20 protein-coding genes are annotated in these 23,112 nt (G+C 61.4%); 13 read left to right on the forward strand and 7 right to left on the reverse strand.

The window, feature by feature from the left end:
- Window positions 1–86: 86 nt before the first annotated feature.
- From AYR47_RS05075 to AYR47_RS05090, 4 genes are all read left to right on the forward strand, one after another.
- The gene (locus AYR47_RS05075) at window positions 87–1,442 is read left to right on the forward strand and encodes a M16 family metallopeptidase (protein ID WP_061434496.1); all 1,356 of its coding nucleotides are present in this window, start codon (window positions 87–89) and stop codon (window positions 1,440–1,442) included.
- A complete protein-coding gene (locus AYR47_RS05080) occupies window positions 1,435–2,925 on the forward strand; it encodes a M16 family metallopeptidase (protein WP_061434497.1) in 1,491 nt (496 codons plus the stop codon). Before AYR47_RS05075 ends, AYR47_RS05080 begins: the two co-directional genes overlap by 8 nt.
- Window positions 2,925–3,533, forward strand: coding sequence for a 16S rRNA (guanine(966)-N(2))-methyltransferase RsmD (gene rsmD / locus AYR47_RS05085; protein ID WP_033897044.1), 609 nt, complete (start codon window positions 2,925–2,927; stop codon window positions 3,531–3,533). Before AYR47_RS05080 ends, rsmD begins: the two co-directional genes overlap by 1 nt.
- 207 nt (window positions 3,534–3,740) lie before the next feature.
- Window positions 3,741–4,733: a hydrolase gene (locus AYR47_RS05090; protein ID WP_061434498.1), complete on the forward strand. Its 993-nt coding sequence runs from the start codon at window positions 3,741–3,743 to the stop codon at window positions 4,731–4,733.
- Here AYR47_RS05090 and AYR47_RS05095 read toward each other — a convergent pair.
- Window positions 4,720–5,574 carry a sulfurtransferase gene (locus AYR47_RS05095; RefSeq protein ID WP_061434499.1) on the reverse strand — a complete coding sequence of 285 codons (855 nt, stop codon included), beginning with the start codon at window positions 5,572–5,574 and terminating at the stop codon, window positions 4,720–4,722. The two genes, AYR47_RS05090 and AYR47_RS05095, sit on opposite strands and share 14 nt — an antisense overlap.
- A 34-nt stretch (window positions 5,575–5,608) precedes the next feature.
- Window positions 5,609–6,280: a TetR/AcrR family transcriptional regulator gene (locus AYR47_RS05100; RefSeq protein WP_010207263.1), complete on the reverse strand. Its 672-nt coding sequence runs from the start codon at window positions 6,278–6,280 to the stop codon at window positions 5,609–5,611.
- Between the two features lie 144 nt (window positions 6,281–6,424).
- Here AYR47_RS05100 and AYR47_RS05105 point away from each other — a divergent pair, with 144 nt between their 5' ends.
- From AYR47_RS05105 to AYR47_RS05125, 5 genes are all read left to right on the forward strand, one after another.
- Window positions 6,425–7,852, forward strand: a complete 1,428-nt coding sequence (locus tag AYR47_RS05105; RefSeq protein ID WP_061434500.1) for a coniferyl aldehyde dehydrogenase — start codon at window positions 6,425–6,427, stop codon at window positions 7,850–7,852.
- A gap of 28 nt (window positions 7,853–7,880) precedes the next feature.
- Window positions 7,881–8,426, forward strand: a complete 546-nt coding sequence (locus AYR47_RS05110; RefSeq protein WP_033897039.1) for a hypothetical protein — start codon at window positions 7,881–7,883, stop codon at window positions 8,424–8,426.
- A gap of 38 nt (window positions 8,427–8,464) precedes the next feature.
- Window positions 8,465–10,060, forward strand: a complete 1,596-nt coding sequence (locus tag AYR47_RS05115) for a GMC family oxidoreductase (protein ID WP_061434501.1) — start codon at window positions 8,465–8,467, stop codon at window positions 10,058–10,060.
- Window positions 10,061–10,174: 114 nt separating this feature from the next.
- A complete protein-coding gene (gene coaD, locus AYR47_RS05120; protein WP_003176711.1) occupies window positions 10,175–10,654 on the forward strand; it encodes a pantetheine-phosphate adenylyltransferase in 480 nt (159 codons plus the stop codon).
- A gap of 102 nt (window positions 10,655–10,756) precedes the next feature.
- Entirely contained in the window at window positions 10,757–11,008 is a 252-nt protein-coding gene (locus AYR47_RS05125; protein ID WP_061434503.1) for a YfhL family 4Fe-4S dicluster ferredoxin, read from the forward strand.
- On the opposite strand, the gene mutM is transcribed toward AYR47_RS05125, so the two are convergent.
- Both mutM and AYR47_RS05135 read right to left on the reverse strand, forming a co-directional pair.
- The gene (mutM, locus tag AYR47_RS05130; protein WP_016976014.1) at window positions 11,005–11,817 is read right to left on the reverse strand and encodes a bifunctional DNA-formamidopyrimidine glycosylase/DNA-(apurinic or apyrimidinic site) lyase; all 813 of its coding nucleotides are present in this window, start codon (window positions 11,815–11,817) and stop codon (window positions 11,005–11,007) included. The two genes, AYR47_RS05125 and mutM, sit on opposite strands and share 4 nt — an antisense overlap.
- Window positions 11,818–11,838: 21 nt before the next feature.
- Window positions 11,839–12,651, reverse strand: coding sequence for an HDOD domain-containing protein (locus AYR47_RS05135; RefSeq protein ID WP_177002757.1), 813 nt, complete (start codon window positions 12,649–12,651; stop codon window positions 11,839–11,841).
- Between the two features lie 187 nt (window positions 12,652–12,838).
- On the opposite strand from AYR47_RS05135, the gene AYR47_RS05140 reads away from it, so the two are divergent.
- The 4 genes from AYR47_RS05140 to AYR47_RS05155 all read left to right on the forward strand — a co-directional run bounded on the left by AYR47_RS05140 (window position 12,839) and on the right by AYR47_RS05155 (window position 18,952).
- A complete protein-coding gene (locus AYR47_RS05140) occupies window positions 12,839–14,035 on the forward strand; it encodes a class I SAM-dependent rRNA methyltransferase (RefSeq protein WP_033897037.1) in 1,197 nt (398 codons plus the stop codon).
- A 125-nt stretch (window positions 14,036–14,160) separates the two neighbouring features.
- The gene (locus tag AYR47_RS05145) at window positions 14,161–15,351 is read left to right on the forward strand and encodes an MFS transporter (protein WP_033897036.1); all 1,191 of its coding nucleotides are present in this window, start codon (window positions 14,161–14,163) and stop codon (window positions 15,349–15,351) included.
- A gap of 228 nt (window positions 15,352–15,579) precedes the next feature.
- Entirely contained in the window at window positions 15,580–17,421 is a 1,842-nt protein-coding gene (ilvD, locus tag AYR47_RS05150; protein WP_016976011.1) for a dihydroxy-acid dehydratase, read from the forward strand.
- A 121-nt stretch (window positions 17,422–17,542) separates the two neighbouring features.
- Window positions 17,543–18,952, forward strand: a complete 1,410-nt coding sequence (locus AYR47_RS05155) for a surface-adhesin E family protein (protein ID WP_033897035.1) — start codon at window positions 17,543–17,545, stop codon at window positions 18,950–18,952.
- A 21-nt stretch (window positions 18,953–18,973) separates the two neighbouring features.
- On the opposite strand, the gene AYR47_RS05160 is transcribed toward AYR47_RS05155, so the two are convergent.
- From AYR47_RS05160 to AYR47_RS05170, 3 genes are all read right to left on the reverse strand, one after another.
- Window positions 18,974–21,433, reverse strand: a complete 2,460-nt coding sequence (locus AYR47_RS05160; RefSeq protein WP_061434505.1) for a TonB-dependent siderophore receptor — start codon at window positions 21,431–21,433, stop codon at window positions 18,974–18,976.
- 132 nt (window positions 21,434–21,565) lie between these two features.
- The gene (locus tag AYR47_RS05165; protein WP_061434506.1) at window positions 21,566–22,513 is read right to left on the reverse strand and encodes a FecR family protein; all 948 of its coding nucleotides are present in this window, start codon (window positions 22,511–22,513) and stop codon (window positions 21,566–21,568) included.
- Entirely contained in the window at window positions 22,510–23,043 is a 534-nt protein-coding gene (locus tag AYR47_RS05170; protein ID WP_033897031.1) for an RNA polymerase sigma factor, read from the reverse strand. Before AYR47_RS05170 ends, AYR47_RS05165 begins: the two co-directional genes overlap by 4 nt.
- Window positions 23,044–23,112 lie beyond the last annotated feature (69 nt).

The raw sequence follows: 23,112 nt of genomic DNA on the forward strand, positions 1-23,112 counted from the left end.
CCGTCACTCAGTCGGATCAGTATCCTAGCACCTCCTCGCCCGCCGACGCTAAGACCAAGCGGGCAGCCCAACAGGTTTAAAAACGAATGAATGCTCTAGCCCGCCGCGCCGCAGGCCTGCTGTTCAGCACAGTTTGTCTGCCTCTTTCAGCCTTGGCTGCCGACCCACAACCCACCCATGAATTCACCCTAGATAACGGCCTGAAGGTGGTCGTACGCGAAGATCATCGCGCGCCTGTGGTGGTTTCCCAGGTCTGGTACAAGGTCGGTTCGAGCTACGAAACCCCGGGCCAGACCGGTTTGTCCCACGCCCTGGAACACATGATGTTCAAGGGCAGCGCCAAAGTCGGCCCCGGCGAAGCCTCGCTGATCCTGCGCGACCTGGGCGCCGAAGAGAACGCCTTCACCAGCGACGATTACACCGCCTACTACCAAGTACTGGCCCGTGATCGCCTGGGCGTCGCCTTCGAGCTGGAAGCCGACCGCATGGCCAGCCTGCGCCTGCCGGCCGACGAGTTCAGCCGCGAAATCGAGGTCATCAAAGAGGAGCGCCGCCTGCGCACCGACGATAACCCGATGTCCAAGGCCTACGAGCGCTTCAAGGCCATGGCCTTCCCGGCCAGCGGCTACCACACGCCGACCATCGGCTGGATGGCCGACCTGGACCGCATGAAGGTCGAAGAGCTGCGCCACTGGTACCAATCCTGGTACGTGCCGAACAATGCCACCTTGGTTGTGGTCGGTGACGTTACCCCGGACGAGGTGAAAAGCCTGGCCCAGCGCTACTTTGGCCCGATTCCCAAGCGTGACGTGCCACCGGCCAAGATCCCGATGGAACTGGCCGAGCCCGGCGAGCGCCTGCTGACCATGAAAGTGCAGACCCAACTGCCGAGCGTGATCCTGGGCTTCAACGTGCCAGGCCTGGCCACCGCAGAAGACAAACGGTCGGTGCAGGCGCTGCGCCTGATCTCGGCGTTGCTGGACGGCGGCTACAGTGCACGGATCTCCGAACAGTTGGAGCGCGGTGAAGAGCTGGTGTCCGCCGCCTCCACCAACTACGACGCCTACACCCGTGGCGACACCCTGTTCATGCTGACCGCCACCCCCAACCAGCAGAAGAAAAAGACCGTCGCCCAAGCCGAAGCCGGCCTGTGGCGCCTGCTGGAAGAGCTGAAGGCCAAGCCGCCGACCGCCGAAGAACTGGAACGTATCCGTGCCCAGGTGATTGCCGGCCTGGTCTACCAGCGTGATTCCATCACCAGCCAGGCCACGGCCATTGGCTCCCTGGAGACCGTTGGCCTGTCCTGGAAACTGATGGACACCGAGCTTGCCGACCTGCAAAGCGTGACCCCGGACGATATCCAGAAAGCCGCGCGCACCTATTTCACCCGCGAACGTCTCAGCGTCGCCCATGTCTTGCCTCTGGAGACCGCTCATGAGTGATCGCAAAAGCAGCCGCCTGATTTTCCCCGGCCTGATCGTTGTCACCCTGATCGCCGCCAGTGCCGTGTATTTCCTGCGCCCGAGCGACTCCGTCGCCAGCCCGGCGCTGGAAAAAGCCCAGTCGAGCAACAAACTGCAATCCCTGGCAGAGCTGGACGACAAGGCACCGACCAACCGCAAGCTCGACGTACAAACCTGGACCACCGCCGAAGGCGCCAAGGTGCTGTTCGTCGAAGCCCATGAACTGCCGATGTTCGACGTGCGCATCCTGTTCGCCGCCGGTAGCAGCCAGGACGGCAACGTGCCGGGCCTGGCGCTGATGACCAACGCCATGCTCAACGAAGGCGTGCCGGGCAAGGATGTCAGCCAGATCGCCCGTGATTTCGAGGGCCTGGGCGCGGACTTTGGCAATGGCGCGTACCGCGACATGGCGCTGGTGTCCCTGCGTAGCCTCAGCGACAGCGATAAACGTGACGCCGCCCTGAGCCTGTTTGACCAGGTGATCGGCAAGCCAACCTTCCCCGCCGACTCCCTGGCGCGGATCAAGAACCAGATCCTCGCCGGCTTCGAGTACCAGAAGCAGAACCCCGGCAAGCTGGCGAGCCTTGAGTTGTTCAAGCGCCTGTACGGCGATCACCCTTACGCACACCCGAGCGAAGGCACGCCAGAGAGCGTTCCGAAGATTACCCTGGCGCAGTTGCAGGCATTCCATGCCAAGGCCTATGCGGCCGGCAACGCGGTGATCGCGGTGGTGGGTGACCTGACCCGCGCCGAGGCCGAAGCCATGACCGGCAAGATTTCCGCCTCGCTGCCTAAAGGCCCGGCCTTGCCGAAAATCGCCCAGCCGACCGAACCCAAGCCAGGCTTGAACCGCATCGAGTTCCCGTCCAAGCAGACGCACCTGTTGTTCGCCCAACTGGGCATCGACCGCGCCGACCCGGACTATGCGGCTTTGTCCCTGGGTAACCAGATCCTTGGCGGCGGTGGTTTCGGCACCCGCCTGATGAGCGAAGTGCGTGAAAAACGCGGCCTCACCTATGGCGTGTACTCCGGTTTCTCGCCCATGCAGGTGCGCGGCCCGTTCATGATCCAGCTGCAGACCCGCGCCGAAATGAGCGGCGGCACCCTGCGCCTGGTGGAAGACGTGGTGAAGGACTACCTCGACAACGGCCCGACGCAAAAAGAACTGGATGACGCCAAGCGTGAGCTGGCTGGCAGCTTCCCACTGTCCACCGCGAGCAACGCCGATATCGTCGGGCAGCTGGGTGCGATGGGTTTCTACAACCTGCCGCTGACCTATCTGGAAGATTTCATGAAACAATCCCAGGCCCTGACCGTAGAGCAGGTCAAGGCTGCCATGAACAAACACTTGAGCGCCGACAAGATGGTCATCGTGACCGCCGGCCCGACGATTGCGCAAAAGCCACTACCGCCCCCCACTGACAAACCCGCCGAGCAGCCGCTCGGGGTTCCGGAGCATTAATGGCCAGTTCATCTCGCCCGAAAAAACCTGTCCACAACGTGCATAACGGTGTGGGCCAGCTGCGCATCATTGGCGGCGAATGGCGCAGCCGCAAGCTGAGCTTCCCCGACGTGGTAGGCCTGCGCCCGACGCCGGACCGCGTGCGTGAAACCCTGTTCAACTGGCTCGCGCCGTACATCGCGGGCGCCAAGGTGCTGGACCCGTTTGCTGGCAGTGGCGCGTTGTTCCTGGAGTCGCTGTCCCGTGGCGCCGCCCAGGCTCAGGCGCTGGATGCGAGCAATATTGCAGTCTCCAGCCTCAAGGAACACCTGGGCACCCTGCGCTGCACCAATGGCCAGGTGCAAACCGCCGACGCGCTGCGGTACTTGGAAACCCAGCCAGCCAGCCCGTTCGACGTGGTATTCCTCGACCCGCCGTTCAACCAGAACCTGCTGCCGACCGTGTGCACGCTGCTGGAAGAACGTCAGTGGCTGGCGCCGGACGCATGGATCTACACTGAAAGCGAGACCGCGCCTTCGACCCTGGGCCTGCCGGCAAGCTGGCGCCTGCATCGGGAGCAGAAGTCCGGACGGGTGTATTACGCACTGTGGCATCGCAGCGTCGCTTGACCTCCGTTTATGGCAGCAGGGCTTGTGTTGTGGTGATCGGGCTTTTTGTGGTGAGCAGGCTTGTTGTGGTGAGCGGGCTTGCCCCGCGTTGGGCTGCGAAGCGGCCCCAAAACCAGCAACGATGTTCTAACTGAACATTCGCGGCGTTATTGATGGGGCCGCTACGCAGCCCAACGCGGGGCAAGCCCGCTCGCCACAGAGATTTGCATGAACCTTTGCGCTAATACCTTCACCCCCGCCTTCGGCCTCGGCAACCCCCACCTGCAAACACTGTGGGGGCCGCTGTGGCGTCCCACCACCCACATCGACCGCCAACGCGAACGCCTGTGGCTGGACGACGGCGACTTCCTCGACCTCGACTGGCACGGCCCCCACGACGCGCAAGCGCCGTTGGTGCTGGTGCTGCACGGCCTGACTGGCTCATCCAACTCGCCTTACGTGGCCGGCCTGCAAAAAGCCCTGGCTGCGCAAGGCTGGGCCAGCGCCGCGTTGAACTGGCGTGGCTGCTCGGGCGAACCGAATCTGTTGGCGCGCAGCTATCACTCCGGTGCCAGCGAAGACCTCGCGGCAGCGATTGCGCACCTGCGCACCAAGCGGCCGTTGGCGCCGCTGTATGCCGTGGGTTATTCACTGGGCGGCAATGTGCTGCTCAAGCATCTGGGCGAAACCGGCGCGGCATCGGGGTTGCAAGGTGCGGCGGCGGTGTCGGTGCCGTTTCGCCTGGACCAATGTGCGGACCGCATCGGCCTGGGCTTTTCGCGGGTGTATCAGAAGCACTTCATGCGTGAAATGCTGGCGTATATCCGCGTCAAGCAGCGTCGCTTTCTGCAGGACGGCCAGGCAGATGGGCTCAAAACCCTGGAAGCCTTGGGCTCACTGGAAAAGATGCGTACGTTCTGGGATTTCGACGGTCGGGTCACCGCACCGCTCCACGGGTTTCTGAGTGCCGAGGACTATTACCGCCGTGCGTCGAGCCGCTATTACCTGAGCGATATCCGCACGCCCACCTTGATCATCCAGGCCGCCGATGACCCGTTTGTGTTCGCCCATAGCCTGCCCGAGGCGAGTGAATTATCGGCGTGCACGGAGTTTGAGCTGCTGGCCAAGGGGGGGCATGTCGGCTTTGTCGATGGCACCCTCAAGCGCCCCGGTTATTACCTGGAGCGCCGTATTCCCGCCTGGTTGCTCAGTCGCCGGTAGCGATTGCCCGCGCTGGATCAGTAATCCACTCGCTCCATGACCCCGCATACAACTTGCCCAACGGATAACCCGCCAGGCTCAGGGCGAACAGGTTGTGGCACGCCGTCACGCCGGAACCGCAATACGCCACCAGTTCATCCGGCGAGCGACCTTGCAGTTGCGCGGCGAAGCGCTGCTTGAGCTGTTCAGCCGGCAGGAAGCGGCCGTCCGCGCCCAGGTTTTCGTTGAAGGCCGCACATTGCGCGCCTGGGATGTGCCCGGCGATCGGGTCAATCGGCTCCACTTCGCCACGAAAGCGTGGTTGAGCGCGGGCATCGATCAGCGTCAATCCCGGCTGGCCCAGACGTTTTTGCAGGTGTTCGGCGTCCAGCAACAAGCGGTTGTCCGGCATACCAGCGAACGTCCCAGGCTCAACCAGCGGCGCGTCCAGGCTCAGCGGGAAACCTGCGGCGTGCCAGACCTTGAGGCCGCCATCCAGGATAAACACGCCATCGCGCTTGCCCAGCCAGGCCAGCAGCCACCAGGCGCGAGCGGCATAAGCGCCGGGGCCGTCGTCGTACAGCACGATTTCGGTATCTGCGCTGATGCCCCACGCCCGCAATTGTTGAACCAAGGTGTCCGCCGCTGGCAATGGGTGACGACCGGTGACGCCCTTGGTCACCGGGCCACTGAGGTGTCGCTCCAAGTCGGCGTATTGCGCGCCTTCGATATGCCCTTCGGCATAGCTGCAACGCCCGTAGTCCGGGTCTTCCAAGGCAAAACGGCAATCCAGGATCACCACCCCGCCGGCCTTCTGGCGCTCGGCCAGTTGCTGGGGGCTGATCAGTTGGGCAAGCGGCATGACGGACTCCTAGTGAACAGATTCGGGAAAGGTCCTACTTCACTTCTTCCAATGCCTGATTCAACGGCACGTAAAACTCTTTGAACAATGCATCCACGGCGTCTTTGGCTTGAGGGGTGACAAACCCGGCCTCCAGCACCAGCACCTGATACACCCCACGCTTGATCGCCTCGGCGCTCAAATGGGCAGAGTTTTCATTGGTGGTGCACAAGAAACGCACCCAGGAGGTGAGGATGATCCAGGCGTTGAGGGTCAGGGCTTCGGTTTGCACCGGGTCCATATTGAGGATGCCGGCGTCGACGAACCCTTGGTAAATAGCCCCGCCCTGGGTCAGGCAGCGCTGGGAAAAGCGCCGATAGCCGGTCGCCAGTTCCGGATCGCTTTCCAACAAGTGTTCGAGGTCGCGGTGCAGGAAACGGTAGCGCCACATGCCAGCCAGCACGGCCTGCAGGTAGAAACGTTTGTCTTCGACAGTAACGGCACGGCCTTGGGGCGGGCGCAGGAAACTGTCCACCAGCGCTTCATATTCGCGAAACAGCACGGCGATGATCGCCTGCTTGTTGGGGAAGTGGTAGTACAGGTTGCCCGGCGAAATTTCCATATGGGCGGCGATGTGGTTGGTGCTCACACTGCGTTCGCCCTGCTGGTTAAAAAGCTCCAGGCTAGTTTGCACAATGCGCTCGCTGGTCTTTACTCGTGGTGCCATAGGGGATCAGCTTCTGTACACGTGATGGAGCATCTTACGGCCTAATCTTGCGAGGATAAATCCGCATCTGCGTAATGATATTTGACAATTTAGAGCAATGACTCTAAAAATCCAGGCAGACCTATAACAATCGGGAACGCCGCCATGTCTGCCAACGTTGCCTATCTGCAAGATTCCCAGGTGCTGGACCAGCTCCAAGAGCTGTTCGACACCCAGCGCCGTGCCTACGCCGCCAACCCGATGCCGCCGGCCGCACAACGCCAGCAATGGCTCAAGGCCCTGCGCGACCTGCTCAGCGACGAGCGCCAGGCGCTGATCAACGCTATCAGCCAGGACTTCAGCCACCGCAGTGCGGACGAAACCCTGTTCGCCGAGCTGATGCCCAGCCTGCACGGCATTCACTACACCAGCAAACACCTCAAGGGTTGGATGAAACCTTCCCGTCGCGCCGTAGGCATTGCCTTCCAGCCCGCGTCAGCCAAAGTCATCTATCAACCCCTGGGTGTGGTGGGCGTGATCGTGCCCTGGAACTACCCGTTGTACCTGGCCATCGGACCGCTGGTCGGCGCATTGGCGGCGGGTAACCGGGTGATGCTCAAGCTCAGCGAGTCGACACCCGCTACCGGCGAGTTGCTCAAGGCGCTGCTGGCGAAGATCTTCCCGGAAGACCTGGTGTGCGTGGTGTTGGGTGAAGCCGAAGTCGGCATGGCGTTCTCCAAGCTGCCCTTCGACCACCTGCTGTTTACCGGCGCCACCAGCATTGGCAAGCATGTGATGCGTGCAGCCGCCGAACACCTCACGCCGGTCACCCTGGAATTAGGTGGCAAGTCGCCCGCCATTGTGTCCGCCGATGTACCGCTCAAGGACGCCGCCGAACGCATCGCCTTCGGCAAAGCGCTGAACGCGGGGCAAACCTGCGTGGCCCCAGACTACGTGTTGGTGCCGGAAGATCGCGTCGAGGGTTTCGTCGAGGCCTACACCCAGGCCGTTCGCGGGTTCTATCCGACCCTGGTCGACAACCCGGACTACACGGCGATCATCAACGAACGACAACTGGCCCGGCTCAATGCCTACGTCAAGGACGCCACCGACAAAGGCGCCACCTTGATTCCGCTGTACGACCAAGGCCAGGCGCGGCGCATGGCCCACAGCCTGTTGTTGAATGTCAGCGATGACATGACCGTGATGCAGGACGAAATCTTCGGCCCGGTGCTGCCGATCGTGCCCTATCGCGGCATCGACCAGGCCTTCGCCTACATCAACCAACGCCCTCGCCCACTGGCCCTGTATTACTTCGGCTACAACAAGGGCGAGCAGGACCGTGTGCTCCACGAAACCCATTCCGGCGGCGTCTGCCTGAACGACACCTTGCTGCATGTGGCCCAGGACGATATGCCGTTCGGCGGCATCGGCCCGTCGGGCATGGGCCATTACCACGGCCACGAAGGCTTCCTCACCTTCAGCAAAGCCAAAGGCGTGCTGGTGAAACAGCGCCTGAACGCGGCGAAGTTGATCTATCCGCCTTACGGCAAATCGATCCAGAAGTTGATCCAGAAGCTGTTCGTCCGCTGAAACCGCCACCCACGGGATAACAATAACAATGAACCCTAGCCTGACTGAAACACCCGCGCTGTCGCGGCGCGGCGTCCTGAAAATCGGCCTGTGTGCCAGCGCCTTCCTGGCTACCGCTGGGCTGGGCGCCAGCCTCAGTGGTTGTTCCAGCAGCACGCCGGCCAGCGGTTTCGTGATGTTGCGCAGCAGTGATCTGCCGTTCCTGCGCGCCGTGATCCCGGTGTTGCTGGAAGGAGTGGCCAGTGCCCAGGCCGTTGCCAGCGGCATTGAAGACACTCTCAAGAAACTCGACTTCAGCCTGCAACGCCTGTCGCCGGAGATGTTCAAGCTCACCCAGCAACTGTTCGACGTGTTGGGCATGGCCATCACCCGTGGCCCGCTGACCGGGATCTGGGGCAGCTGGGAAAACGCCAGCAGCGAGCAGATCCGCAACTTCTTGCACCGCTGGGAAAACAGCTACCTCAACCTGCTGCGCATGGGCCAGGGCTCGCTGCTTAAGCTGGTGATCATGGCCTGGTACTTCCAGCCGGCGTCCTGGGCCCATTGCGGTTACCCCGGCCCGCCGAAAATTTGAATCGCCTCCCCCCACAATAAAAACTAGAGACGACCCTGATGCCCGTACCCGATCCCTTCCGCGACGGCATGGCCCGTGGCTGGAAAACCCACAATGGCGCCGCCCTCGACAACGACCTGATTCTGGAAGCTGACGTGGCGATCATCGGCAGCGGCGCCGGTGGCGGCACCACCGCCGAAGTCCTCAGCGCCGCCGGCTTCAAGGTGCTGCTGATCGAAGAAGGCCCGCTCAAGACCAGCAGCGATTTCAAACTGCTTGAGGACGAGGCCTACACCAGCCTGTATCAGGAGGGCATCGGCCGCATGAGCAAGGATGGCGCGATCACCATCCTTCAGGGCCGTGCAGTGGGCGGCACGACGCTGATCAACTGGACGTCGAGCTTCCGTACCCCGGACGCCACCCTGAGCCACTGGGCCAGCGAATATGCGGTGAAGGGACATAGCAGCGCCGAAATGGCACCGTGGTTTGAAAAAATGGAGCAGCGCCTGGGCATCGCGCCCTGGGCCCTGCCACCTAATCCCAACAACGATGTGATCCGCAAAGGCTGCGAGAAGCTCGGCTACAGCTGGCACGTGATCCCGCGCAATGTGCGCGGCTGCTTCAACCTGGGGTATTGCGGCATGGGCTGCCCGGTGAATGCCAAGCAGTCGATGTTGGTAACCACGATTCCGTCCACCCTGGAAAAGGGCGGCGAACTGCTCTACCTGGCCCGCGCCGAACGCCTGATCTACAGCGGCGACACGATCAGCAGCCTGGAATGCGTGGCCATGGATAACCTGTGCGTGACGCCGACTGGCCGCAAAATCACCGTGAAAGCCAAGCACTATGTGCTCTCCGGCGGCGGCATCAACAGCCCGGCGTTGTTGATGCGCTCGGATGCGCCCGACCCGCACAAGCGCCTCGGCAAACGCACCTTCCTGCACCTGGTGAATTTCTCCGCTGGGTTGTTCGACGAGGTGATCAACCCGTTCTACGGCGCGCCGCAGTCAATCTATTCCGACCATTTCCAGTGGCAGGATGGCACCACTGGCAAAATGTCTTACAAGCTGGAGGCACCGCCCTTACATCCTGCACTGGCCAGTACGTTGCTTGGTGGCTATGGCACCCAGAACGCCCTGGACATGAGCCAATTGCCCAATACCCACGCGATGCTGGCGCTGCTGCGCGATGGTTTCCACCCCGACAGCCCCGGCGGCAGCGTGGAACTGCGCGGCGACGGCACGCCGGTGCTCGACTACCAGGTCTCGGATTACGCCTGGGACGGCTTGCGCCGTGCGTTCCACAGCATGGCCGAGATCCAGTTCGCCGCGGGCGCCAAGTCGGTCAAGCCGCTGCATCACGATGCGCGCTACGTAAAAACCGTGGGCGAAGCCCGCACGCTGATTGAAGGCCTCAACCTGGAACTGCACCGCACCTGCCTGGGCAGTGCCCATGTGATGGGCGGTTGTGCCATGGGTGAAGACCCGAAAAACGCAGTGGCCGACAGCCTTGGTCGCCACCACCAACTGCGCAACCTGTCGATCCACGATGGGTCTTTATTCCCCACCAGCATTGGGGCCAATCCACAATTATCGGTGTACGGTTTGACCGCCCAACTGGCGACAGCATTGGCCGAACGTCTGAAAACAGCGTGAAAAAACACGGTATTCGTACTGTCTATAGTGCTTTCTTCTGCACAAGTTGACTTGGCCGACCGGGATGGCTGCGATACCATCCGGTTCCCCAACGGACTCCGCCAGGACGACGCGATGAACCGAGTGTTGTACCCAGGAACCTTCGACCCGATTACCAAAGGCCATGGCGATCTGGTCGAACGTGCCTCACGCTTGTTCGACCATGTGATCATCGCGGTCGCAGCCAGCCCCAAGAAAAACCCGCTGTTTCCCTTGGAACAGCGCGTGGAACTGGCGCGTGAGGTCACCAAGCACCTGCCCAACGTGGAAGTGGTAGGCTTTTCGACGCTGCTGGCGCATTTCGCCAAAGAGCAGAACGCCAATGTGTTCCTGCGCGGCCTGCGTGCGGTGTCGGACTTCGAATACGAATTCCAGCTGGCCAACATGAACCGTCAGTTGGCGCCGGACGTGGAAAGCCTGTTCCTCACGCCGTCGGAACGTTATTCGTTCATTTCCTCGACGTTGGTCCGTGAAATCGCCGCTTTGGGCGGGGATATCACCAAGTTCGTGCACCCGGCTGTAGCAGATGCGCTAACGCTGCGCTTCAAGAAGTAACACCGTTCAATCGGCGCCTGCTCGCACTGCGGGCGCCAATGCGGCACAATTGCGCGCATTAGTTTTCAGATGCCTTGGCTGACGGCCCTGGCAGGAGTTTCCATGTCCCTGATCATCACCGACGATTGCATCAACTGCGACGTCTGCGAACCCGAGTGCCCGAACGCCGCGATTTCCCAGGGCGAAGAGATCTACGTGATCGACCCCAACCTGTGCACCCAGTGTGTCGGCCACTACGACGAGCCTCAGTGCCAGCAAGTGTGCCCGGTGGATTGCATCCCGCTGGATGAAGCCCATCCGGAGACGCAAGAGCAGTTGATGGCCAAGTACCAGTTGATTACCGGTAAAGCCTAAGACTGGCACTTGGGGCAAAACACGCTCGCACGCTGCCCCAGCACCACATTGCGCAATTCGCTCCCGCAGACCTTGCACGCCTCACCGCCCCGGCCGTAGACGAACAGTTCCTGCTGGAAATACCCCGGCTGCCCGTCGCCGCCGATAAAGTCGCGCAGCGTGGTGCCGCCGCGCTCGATGGCAGCCGCCAGCACGCGCTTGATCTCGATTGCCAGCTTCAAGTAACGCGCCCGCGAAATGCCGCCCGCCTCACGACGCGGGTCGATCCCCGCCGCAAACAGCGCTTCGGTCGCGTAGATATTGCCCACGCCCACCACCACCGCGTTGTCCATGATGAACGGCTTCACCGCCATCGAACGGCCACGGGACAATTGGAACAACCGCTCGCCATCAAACAGATCCGTCAACGGCTCCGGCCCCAGGCGGATCAGCAGCTCGTGGTTGTGCGGGTCCTGGCTCCAGAGCATCGCGCCGAAACGCCGAGGGTCGGTGTAACGCAGCGCCAGCCCCGACTCCAACTCGATGTCCACATGCTCATGCTTGGCCGCCGGCATGCCGACTTCCACCAGGCGCAGGTTGCCTGACATGCCCAAGTGGCTGATCAAAGTGCCCACTTCGGCATTGATCAGCAGGTACTTGGCCCGCCGCTCCACCAGCACGATGCGCTGCCCGGACAGGCGCACATCGAGGTCTTCCGGGATCGGCCAGCGCAGGCGCCGTTCACGCACGACTACGCGGCTGACCCGCTGGCCTTCCAGGTGTGGCGCGATGCCGCGTCGGGTGGTTTCGACTTCGGGTAACTCGGGCATGTGTACCTCTTGAAGAAAGGGTCAGTGGGCGCCCAGCTCGCGGATCGACAACTTCATGCTTTCGAAGTCGTAGTCCGACAGGCCCACGTAGTCCAGCACCAGATGGCCGATGGCATTCCACTCATGGTCCACCGCCTGGTTGCCCAGCACGCGATAGGACGAGCAGATGTGCTCGGCCATCTTCAGGATCGCCAGCAGGTTTTTCAGCTGTGAATTGCGCGACGACTCATCGCTGAACACCGCCAAGGCGTTGTGGTGGTTGGCGATGGCGTCGGTCACGTGCTCCGGCAAGCGCCAGGACTTGGCGGTGTAGTAACCGACCACGGCGTGGTTGGTGTTGAACGCGTTGTTCTCGGTGTCGACCACGCGGCAGTCGGGGCCGGCATTGGCATACGCTTGCTCCAGTACCGACATGTAGTTGGGGAAACGCTTGAGCATCAGCGGCACGCCGCAATCGTGGAACAGGCCCAGGGCATAAGCCTCGTCCACCGCCTGGGCGCCGGTGCGCTTGGCCAGGGTCAGGCAGGTCATCGCCACATCCTGGGCGGTATCCCAGAAGCGGTTGAGGGTGACGATGGTGTCGTCGCTCATTTCGCCCTTGATCGACAGCGCGTTGATCAGGTTGATGATCGAACGGCTGCCCAGCAGGTTCACCGCGCGCTGGATCGAGGCGATCTTGTTGCTCAGGCCGAAATACGACGAGTTGACGATCTTCAGCAACGCGCCGGATAAGCCTGGGTCCTGGGCGATCAGCCGGGCGATCACTTCCAGGTCCGGATCGGGCATGTACTGCTCCATCTGCAAATCCACCATGATTTGCGGTTGGGGCGGCACGCTGATGCCTTGCAGGGCCTGTTGAATCTGTTCGGCGGAAAGCTCTTGGGACATAAGTACACACTCTGGGCTAGGCGAGGATTCTAACCCTTATCCGCCGTATGCCGACACCTTCCCGCACATCCGGCTACCCGGCCATTTCCTACACAACAGGGTATACTCCCGCTCTTTTTTCCGGAGCGACGTCATGTCCCTGCCAAGCCTGCGTCTCAAAGCCAACGCCGATCGTCGTTTGCGCAACGGCCACCTGTGGGTCTACAGCAACGAAATCGACGTGGCCGCCACCCCACTCCACGGCTTCCAGGCAGGCGACCAGGCTATCCTGGAAGCGGCCGGCGGCAAGACCCTGGGCATCGTGGCCATGAGCCCGAACAACCTGATCTGCGCCCGCCTGCTGTCGCGCGACATCAAGCTGCCGTTGGACAAGTCGCTGCTGGTGCACCGCCTGAACGTCGCCCTGTCCCTGCGTGATCGCCTGTTCGACAAGCCGTTCTACCGCCTGGTCTACGGCGATTCCGACCTGTTGCCAGGCCTGGTGGTCGACCGTTTCGGCGACATCCTCGTGGTGCAGATCGCCTCGGCGACCATGGAAGCCCATAAAGAAGACGTGATCGCCGCGCTGACCCAAGTGCTCAAGCCGAGCGGCATTCTGTTCAAGAACGACTCCGCCGCGCGCGACGCAGAAGGGCTCAACCGCTACGTCGAAACCGTGTTCGGCCTGGTGCCGGAGTGGGTTGCGCTGGAAGAAAACGGTGTGAAATTCGAAGCCCCGGTGATCCAGGGCCAGAAGACCGGCTGGTTCTACGACCACCGCATGAACCGCGCACGCCTGGCCCCGTATGCCAAAGGCAAGCGCGTACTCGACCTGTACAGCTACATCGGCGGCTGGGGCGTGCAAGCTGCGGCCTTCGGCGCCAGTGAAGTGTTCTGCGTCGACGCCTCCGCCTTCGCCCTCGACGGCGTGGAGCGCAACGCCGCGCTGAACGGCTTTGCCGAGAAGATGACCTGCATCGAAGGCGACGTGTTCGAAGCCTTGAAAGAACTGAAAGCCAGCGAAGAGCGCTTCGACGTGATCGTTGCCGACCCACCGGCCTTCATCAAGCGCAAAAAAGACATGAAGAACGGCGAAGGCGCCTACCGCCGCCTGAACGAGCAAGCCATGCGCCTGCTCAGCAAGGACGGCATCCTGGTCAGCGCATCGTGCTCCATGCACTTGCCGGAAGACAGCCTGCAAAACATCCTGCTGACCAGCGCCCGTCACCTCGACCGCAATATCCAGATGCTGGAGCGCGGTGGCCAGGGTCCCGATCATCCGGTTCACCCCGCGATCGACGAGACGCGTTACATCAAGAGCATTACGTGCCGGTTGCTGCCGAATAGCTGATGCCGTTGGCCTGTAGGCGCTTTAGGGCTCCTACAGGCTTTTATGAAAGTTCGTACCGCTCCAGTCTTTGACTTTCCCTTACATAAACTTGATCCTCGACCGCCTCACGGAATCGAGGCCCGCCCATGTCGACGGCAATCACGCACGCTGAAAAACCCTTCATTGTTTTCTGGCTGATGACCATGACCCTGCTGGGCGTCTTCCCGCTTGACGTCGTGCTGCCTTCCTTTCCCGCCCTGGCGGAACACTTCTCCACCTCGACCACCCAGATCGCCCGCTCAGTCAGCCTGTTCGCCATTGGCTTTTCCTGCTCCATGCTGTTGATCGGCCCGCTGTCCGACCGGATCGGCCGCAAGAAGCTGCTATTGACCAGCATGGCCGTTGCTATCATTGGCGCGGCCGGGTGCCTGGCGGCCAGCAACACACCGCAATTTCTGTTCTTCCGTGTTATCCAGGCCATGGGCTGCGGCGGTTTCATATTGTCCCAAGCACTGGTGCAAGACCTGTTCTTCGGCAGAGAACAGGAGCGGTTGCGGATCGCAATGGTCACGGCCGGAGGCATCTTCATATCGATTTCCCCGCTGCTGGGCGCGTGGCTGCAACTGCACTGGGGATGGCAAGCCAGCTTCTATGTGTTTATCGCGCTGTGTGCCGCAACCTTGATCATGGCGCATCGGCTGCTCCACGGCGGCTTGCCTCAAGCAGCACCGAGCCACCAGAGCCTGCTCAAGGCCTACGCCAAGGTCTTCGCCAACCGCCACTTCGCCAGCTATGCCACGATCTCGGCCATTACGTTCGCCTGCCATTTCTCGTTCATCGTGGTGTCACCGCTGATTTTCATGGACCAGTTGCAGTTGTCGCCCCATGAGTACTCCCTGACCTTGCTCCTCTACGGCGCCGCTTACGTAATGGGCGGAATATGTGCAGGTTTCCTGCACAAACGGCTACCGGCTGCGGCCCAGATGGCCATCGGGCTGGTGCTGATCGCAATCTCTGGCGGGGTCATGTTGTTCCTGGCCTATCAGTTCGGCTTATCAATACCGACCGTGCTGGTGCCCATGCTGCTCTGCACGGCGGGCACCACCATCACCCGGCCCATCTCTAACTCTAAGGCCATGAGCTTGTTTCCAGACAATGCAGGTACGGCGGCATCAGCCGTTGCAGCGGTGCTGTTCATTGCCGGTGGCCTTATCAGTGCCTTCATCAGCACCTTTACCCACCACCTGAGCACTGCGCTGGGTCTGTGCTTTCTGATCCTGAGCATCGTCGCCCTGGTCTTGAACGCATGGGCGCGGCGCCACCCGCACGTCCCGTAGCCGCTATCTTCACGGTTTCGGCCATTCCCTCCAGCCGCCAGCGGTGTAGAATCGGCCTTATTCATCGCCAGTCATCCCCCGGCGGGTTTATGAGCTCGAGGCCCAAGCAAGCGGCGATCCCGCGACGCGAGTGGCAACTTCCGGACACACGGCCATTTTTCGGGTGTTCCTGACGTCAATTAGAAGCTCACTCCCCTTTGATACCGATTAGCCGCCCGGAGTGCTCCAATGCCTGATTACCGCTCGAAAACATCCACCCACGGCCGCAACATGGCCGGCGCGCGCGCACTGTGGCGTGCCACGGGGATGAAAGATGACGACTTCAAGAAGCCGATCATCGCGATTGCCAACTCGTTCACCCAATTCGTACCGGGCCACGTCCACCTCAAGGACCTGGGCCAACTGGTCGCCCGCGAGATCGAACGCGCCGGCGGTGTCGCCAAAGAATTCAACACCATCGCCGTGGATGACGGCATCGCCATGGGCCATGACGGCATGCTGTATTCCCTGCCGAGCCGCGAGATCATCGCCGACTCCGTGGAATACATGGTCAACGCCCACTGCGCCGACGCCATCGTCTGCATCTCCAACTGCGACAAGATCACGCCTGGCATGCTGATGGCGTCCCTGCGCCTGAACATCCCGGTGATCTTCGTCTCCGGCGGCCCGATGGAAGCTGGCAAGACCAAGCTCGCCTCCCACGGCCTGGACCTGGTCGACGCCATGGTCATCGCCGCCGATTCCAGCGCTTCTGACGAGAAGGTCGCGGAATACGAGCGCAGCGCCTGCCCGACCTGCGGTTCGTGCTCCGGCATGTTTACCGCCAACTCGATGAACTGCCTGGTGGAAGCCCTGGGCCTGGCCTTGCCGGGCAACGGTTCCACCCTCGCCACCCACAGCGACCGTGAACAACTGTTCCTGCAGGCCGGCCGTACCATCGTCGAGCTGTGCAAGCGCTACTACCACGACAACGATGAGTCGGTGTTGCCGCGCAACATCGCCAACTTCAAGGCGTTCGAAAACGCCATGACCCTGGACATCGCCATGGGCGGTTCCACCAACACCATCCTGCACTTGCTGGCCGCGGCCCAGGAAGCCGAGATCGATTTCGACCTGCGCGACATCGACCGTCTGTCCCGCCACGTGCCGCAACTGTGCAAAGTCGCGCCGAACATCCAGAAGTACCACATGGAAGACGTGCACCGCGCCGGCGGGATCTTCTCGATCCTCGGCTCGCTGGCCCGTGGCGGCCTGCTGCATACCGACCTGCCGACCGTGCACAGCAAGTCCATTGCCGAAGGCATCGCCAAGTGGGACATCACCCAGACGGACGACGAAGCCGTGCACACCTTCTTCAAGGCTGGCCCGGCCGGTATCCCGACGCAAACCGCGTTCAGCCAGTCGACCCGTTGGGACACCCTGGACGACGACCGTGAAAACGGCTGCATCCGCAGTGTCGAGCACGCCTACTCCCAAGAAGGCGGCCTGGCCGTGCTGTACGGCAACATCGCCCTCGACGGCTGCGTGGTGAAAACCGCCGGTGTGGATGAGTCCATCCACGTCTTCGAAGGCCGCGCCAAGATCTACGAGAGCCAGGACAGCTCGGTTCGCGGCATCCTCGCCGACGAAGTGAAGGAAGGCGACATCGTGATCATCCGCTACGAAGGCCCGAAAGGCGGCCCGGGTATGCAGGAGATGCTGTACCCGACGTCCTACCTGAAATCCAAAGGCCTGGGCAAAGCCTGCGCCCTGCTGACCGACGGCCGTTTCTCCGGCGGCACCTCGGGCCTGTCCATCGGCCACGCTTCGCCAGAAGCCGCTGCCGGCGGCGCGATTGGCCTGGTGCAGGACGGCGACAAGGTGCTGATCGACATTCCGAACCGTTCGATCAACCTGTTGATCAGCGATGAAGAACTGGCGGCACGCCGGGTCGAGCAGGACAAGAAAGGCTGGAAGCCAGTGGAGAAGCGTCCGCGCAAAGTGACGACCGCGTTGAAGGCTTATGCCCTGCTGGCCACCAGTGCCGACAAGGGTGCTGTGCGCAACAAGGCGATGCTTGACGGTCTGTAAGCTGCGCTCATAAAAATGCCCCGCCAAGTGCGGGGCATTTTTTTGCCTGGCGTTCTGACGCTGTAGTTTTTCATACGCCAGCCGATAACAGGCGCAACTATTTCTCAAGGAACTTACCCGCATGGATGCCCGCTCTACCGCTCTACACCCGGCTGCATGGGCGCTTTCCCTATTGGCGTTGGCCGGTTGCAGCTCGCTGCAAAAGCCTCAGGTGGACCCAGGCCTGGCACTCTTCAACGAAGCCATGACACTGCCGGCGCTCGACTACACCATCCTGCGCAACGGCGACAGAGTCGCGTACTCCGTCGATTTGCAGCAAAACCCGATCTCTGTGCAGTTCGACGCCTATTGCACACAAGGCCCTGGAAGGATGTTCTACCCCACGCGCTCGGGCCTGCGGGCATTTACTCCCTCACCGGCAACAGGCGTCGACCTGCCGACGGTACAGGCCCACCAACTGCAGCAAAGCGCTCAATTGCAGAGCGTATGCAAGGCACGCCCCGTCCCCGACTGGCGGGTGCTGCAAGCCTCTGTCGATCAGAGTTGGCTGCTGATCGACCGTAACAGCGTGCAGCGCCAAGGCAGTCAGATATCCGTCTGGGCCGCCCAGGATTACCTGCACTATCAGGTCGCCAAGAATGCATCGTTGTTCACTCAACGGCAGGAGCGGCTGAGGCTGGATTGCACACAACGCACCATTACGTTGATGAGCCAGTTCAACCTTGATGAAACGCGCCAGATGATCAACGGCGAAATCCGTCGACAATTCAAGCCGCAAGCCTTGGATCAAGCTTCCGGCGAACATGCCCAGCTCTTCAAGGCTCTATGCCAGGCGCCGGTGGAGCTGGCCCATTTACCCGCTTTCAAGGCGCGCCAGCCATTGCCACCCGTTGCCAGCGCAACCAATGCCAACCCGGCCGTGCTGGCGGCCATCCGAGCGCTCGGCCTGCCTGCGCCAACCCGCACCCTGAGCGAGCTGGCGTATGACTATGACGCCGTGCTCTTCAACAACACCCGAGTGGGCGACCAGACCAAACAGGCATTTATCAGTGTCGACAACGCATCCGGCCAGACGCTGGTACAAACGCGCGACTCGGCACTCGGTTTTAACCAGGAGCTGACCTTCCAAGGCCTGTTTGATCTGGACAGCCAAGGTCTCGACCGCAAAACCGGCAGTGACAAGGTGAAGACCCGTCTCTTGGTTGGCCTGAGCTTTCAAGGCGATTGGCGTAACTTGCCCCTCGCCAGTGAGGTGAGCTACACCCAGACATGGTCAAAATCCATCAACCCCGATGGCAGTCCTTCGCCAGAGACCAGTGAACCAAGAACCGTGACCTGCAAGGTCGCTCGGGAAATCCCGGCTGCCAACCTGACCCCGGACCTGAAGGGGCAAGCCAAGGTACTCGACTGCGTTCAGATGAAAGGTTGGACTTATCAGGCAGCCTACCTGAGCGACTATGGGCTGTTCATCAAATTGCGTGAGAACGCGTTGGTTGCGCAATGGAACTGGCATCTGAAATCAATCAAGTGAGCCCTGTATAGGAGCCGGGTTCTAGAACTGCGGCTTGTACGTCACACTGAACATCATGTTTCGCGGGTCGCCGAAGTAGTTGTTGCCCACCAACTGGCTGTAGGACGGGATGTAGTAACGCTTGTCCAAGAGGTTGTTGAAGTTCACCGCCAGGGTGACTTCATCACTGGCGTCGTAGGCGACTCGGGAATTGAAAATCGCAAAGCCGGCCTGGCCAAAGTTACGGTCAAAGCTGGTGGTCGCCGTTTGTGCATTAACCCCTGCACCCAGGCTGACGCGGCTTAAGTCCCCCGGCAGTTTGTAATCGCCCCAAATCCGCAGCATGTGCTTGGGCACCGCCGTACTGAAGACCTTGCCTTTGAGTTCGGTGTCTTTCAAAAACACCGTTGTGTTGTAGGTATAACTGCTGCTGACCTGCAAACCTGGCGCCAATTGGCCGCTGACCTCCGCCTCAAGCCCTTGGCTGCGCACCTTGCCCGAGGCGGTGGAGCAGTACCAGCCACTGCAGGCGTTTGGGCCATCAATATCGGTGCTGAAGTCGGTAACGGCACGGTTTTCGTGGATATAGCGGAACATCGCAAGGGATGTATTGAGGCGTCCATCCATCAACTCACCCTTGATACCCACCTCGTAGTTGCGTCCCTCGATGGGCGGCAATCCCGTCTTTTGCTGGGTCAGTTGGGTCTGCGGGATAAACACCTCGGCGTAGCTGCCATACACCGACCATTGGTCGTCCAGCGCATACACCAAGCCCGCAAAGGGAGTGACCTTGCCATTGCTCTTGACCGAGTTTTTCTCACCGCCCTCTTCGTACTGACGGGCGTAGTAGTTGTCCTGATCGAAGGCAAAGTCATACCAACTGGTGCGGGCGCCGAGGATCAAGGTCAGGGGCTCCGTCAGGTTGACCCGCCAGGTGCCGTAAAGTCCTTTTTGAGTGATGTCGTAGGTACTCAAGGCCAGGTTGGCGCGGTCGGCAATGCTGTTATAAGTCGGCTGAGGGCGGTGATGGTCGATGGCACCGATGTCCGCTCCTGGCGTGAATGCACGGGCATAACCATCATCAGTGTTGTACTTGGAATAGTTGGCGCCCACTACCAGGCTCTGCTTGAACGACAGGGCTTCAAAGTCGCCGCTGACGTAGGCATCGATACCACGGTTCTTGCCGTAGAAGTCCGTGGAATAGTCGGCGTACCTGCCGCTTTGGGTACTTCCCACCGGCACCGCACCGACAATGAATTGGTATGTCGCCTCGTTGGATTCATTCATTGCCAGCGCCGAGGCCTTGAACTTCCACTGATCGTTAAAGCGATGCTCAAGGTCCAGATACACCGCCGTCTGATCATTGAACGAACGGTTCCAGCTCGCACCGGTATAGGTCGAACGCGATACATCCAGCGCGCTCCCATCGGTGTGACGCGGCAAGGCAATCAAGTACGGCCGCCCATGGCTCTTCTTGTTGCTGAATCCGACGCCCAGGGTCGTGTCATCGTCCAAGTCAAAGTCCAGCGCGCCGTAGACGGTCTGTTCCCAGTTCCACACGTAGTCGGTGAAGGAGTGGCCTTTCTCATAGTTGACCACTGCCCGACCACGGATCGTCCCGGCCTCGTTCAATGGGCCGCCGACATCCGCCTGGGAGGCATAACGGTCCCAACTGCCAGCCTTGGCACTCAAGGTCACCGTAGGCACGGCCTGTGGGCGTTTGCGCACCAGGTTCACGGCACCACCTGGGCTGTTGGCGCCTTGCAACAGGCCGGCGGCGCCGCGCAGGACTTCCATGCGGTCGTAGATCACCATGTTCTCGGTGATGTAGCTGCCCAGCGCATACACGTTGCGGGGGACTGGCACACCGTCGTATTGCAGCGATTCAATCTCAAAGCCGCGCGCAAACATAAACATCCCAGGGCCCGGCGACTTGACCGACGCCATGCCCGGCACAGCTTCAATCGCTTGAGTCAGGGTGGAGATGTTCTGGTCATCCATGGCTTTGCGGGTCAGCACACTGACGGACTGCGGGATGTCCTTGAGCTTTTGCGTACCCTTGCCGATGGTCACCGCACCAGTGGTGTAGGAACCGCTGCCTTCGGTGGTCGTCCCCAGGTGCTCAGCGCTGATGGTGGTGGCACCGACTTCAAGGGCGCCGCCTGTGTCTACACGTTTTTCCAGGGTAACGGTGTCGGCATTGATAAACGCTGCACTCAACCCCGTGCCGCCCAGCAGTTGGCCCAAGGCTTCACGTTGCCCCAGGCTGCCCTTCACGCCCGGTGACACCACCCCCTGGGTCAACTCCCCCGATACCAACACCTGCACCCGTGTCACCGCCGAAAACGCCGCCAGCGCACCGTCCAGGCTTTGCCCCGGAATATCAAAACGATAGGTCTGGGCCTGGGTGGTCTCGGCGGCCTGCAAATACAGCGGCGCAGTGCCGCAGGCCAAGGAAATGGCCAGTGCCAGCAAGGGCCGTGCGGCGTATCGGTGTGCCATGGATGGTGCTCCCCGGTGCAAAAAAGTCTGTGATCGGCGCCGCACTACTTGAGAGTGCTTACTATTTGCGCCTCAGTGATCAAGGACGATGGGTTGCGGGGAAACCCTGAAACTATTTTGAAAAAGTTGTCGTCAGGACGCTTTGCCTTCGCGCAACACCAGCAAATACGGGGTGTAGTGCTCGGCTTGCAGGTTGAGGGTGTATTCCAGCGCCTTGATCACGGCGTCGGGTTTGTCGATCTCGAACACGCCGGACACCACGCGATTGCGCAGCGCATCGCCCAGCACCAGGGTCTTGCCGGGCCAGTAGCGATTCAACTCGCTGACCACTTCAGACAGTGGCTGCTGGCGAAACACCAGTTGCCGTTGGCGCCAGGCGAAACCGCTGGCCGCGTCGAAGCCGTGGACCTCGGCAAGGCGATGATCCTGATATTCCACCGCCCGGCCCGGCTCCAGATAGACCGGATCACCACTGCCCGCACTGACCTGCACTTTGCCCTGCGCCACCTGCACCCGCGTCTGCGCATCGCGCCGCGCCACACTGAATTGGGTGCCGATCACCTTCACCCAGCCATCGCCGGACTGCACCACGAAAGGTCGTGCCGGGTCCTTGGTCACGCTGAAAAACCCTTCACCACGCAGCAGACGAATCTGACGTTCACCGCCGCTCATGCGCACTTGAATCGCGCTGTCAGTGTTGAGTTGCAACTGGGAGCCATCGGCCAGTTCGACGGTGCGCGACTCGCCGGTGCGGGTGGCGTAGTCCGCGCGCAGGCGGTCGAGCCAGGGGGTGTTCTGTACGGTCAGCCCCACCGCCAGCAGCACGGCGGCCGCACAGGCCCAGCGTCGCACCGGCTTGCGCCAGGCCGCCTGTTCGGCACGGCGGATCACCCGTGCTGGCTCACGCAAACCGCCGAGCATGGCCTGCACTTCTTGCCAGGCGTCATCCTGAGGCTGGCCCTGCCCGAGCCAGGCGGCAAAGGCGTCCATTTCGGCTGCCGTGACATCTTCGGCCTGTAGGCGGAAATACCAGCCGGAGGCTTCTTCGAACAGCTCGTCGGCAGGGTGTGTAGCAGTCATGACCGACGTCCTTGTGTGTCGCTGGTGAGCCGCGTCTTGATGTAGGCGCGGCATTCAATCAAGGCGCGACGCAATTGGTATTCCACACTGCGCGGGGTGATCGACAGGCGTTCGCCAATCTCGCGGTAGGAAAGTTCGTCGACATGATAGAGCAGGAAGATCTGCCGAGTCGCCTCGGGCAACGCCAGGATAGCATCCTGCATCAGTTGCTCCTGCTGATAGGCGGCCAACTGCTCATCGGCACCTGGGTTGGTGCACGGCAGTTCTTCACTGGGTTCACCGGCATCCAGGCGCTCGCGGCGGATGGCCTGGCGTTGGTGATCACGCACCAGGTTGCTGGCGATGGTAAAGAGGAACGCGGGGAGGTTGTCGATCTTCTCGCCGGAGTCCAGGCGGGCCAGGCGCAGGAACGATTCCTGAGTCAGGTCGGCGGCCACCTGAGCGCTGCCGGTGCGGCGGGTGACGAAGGCTTCGAGGGCTTTCTTCTGCTCCGCGAACAGGCGCGCGATCTGCGAATTCCAGGAGGACACAGCACTACCTTGAGAAGAACGGAGGGTTCAGGAAGTGCGCACGCTAGCAGAGGATGAGATTGGTTCGCA

The sequence above is a fragment of the Pseudomonas azotoformans genome, assembly GCF_001579805.1.
Classification (GTDB): domain Bacteria; phylum Pseudomonadota; class Gammaproteobacteria; order Pseudomonadales; family Pseudomonadaceae; genus Aquipseudomonas; species Aquipseudomonas azotoformans_A.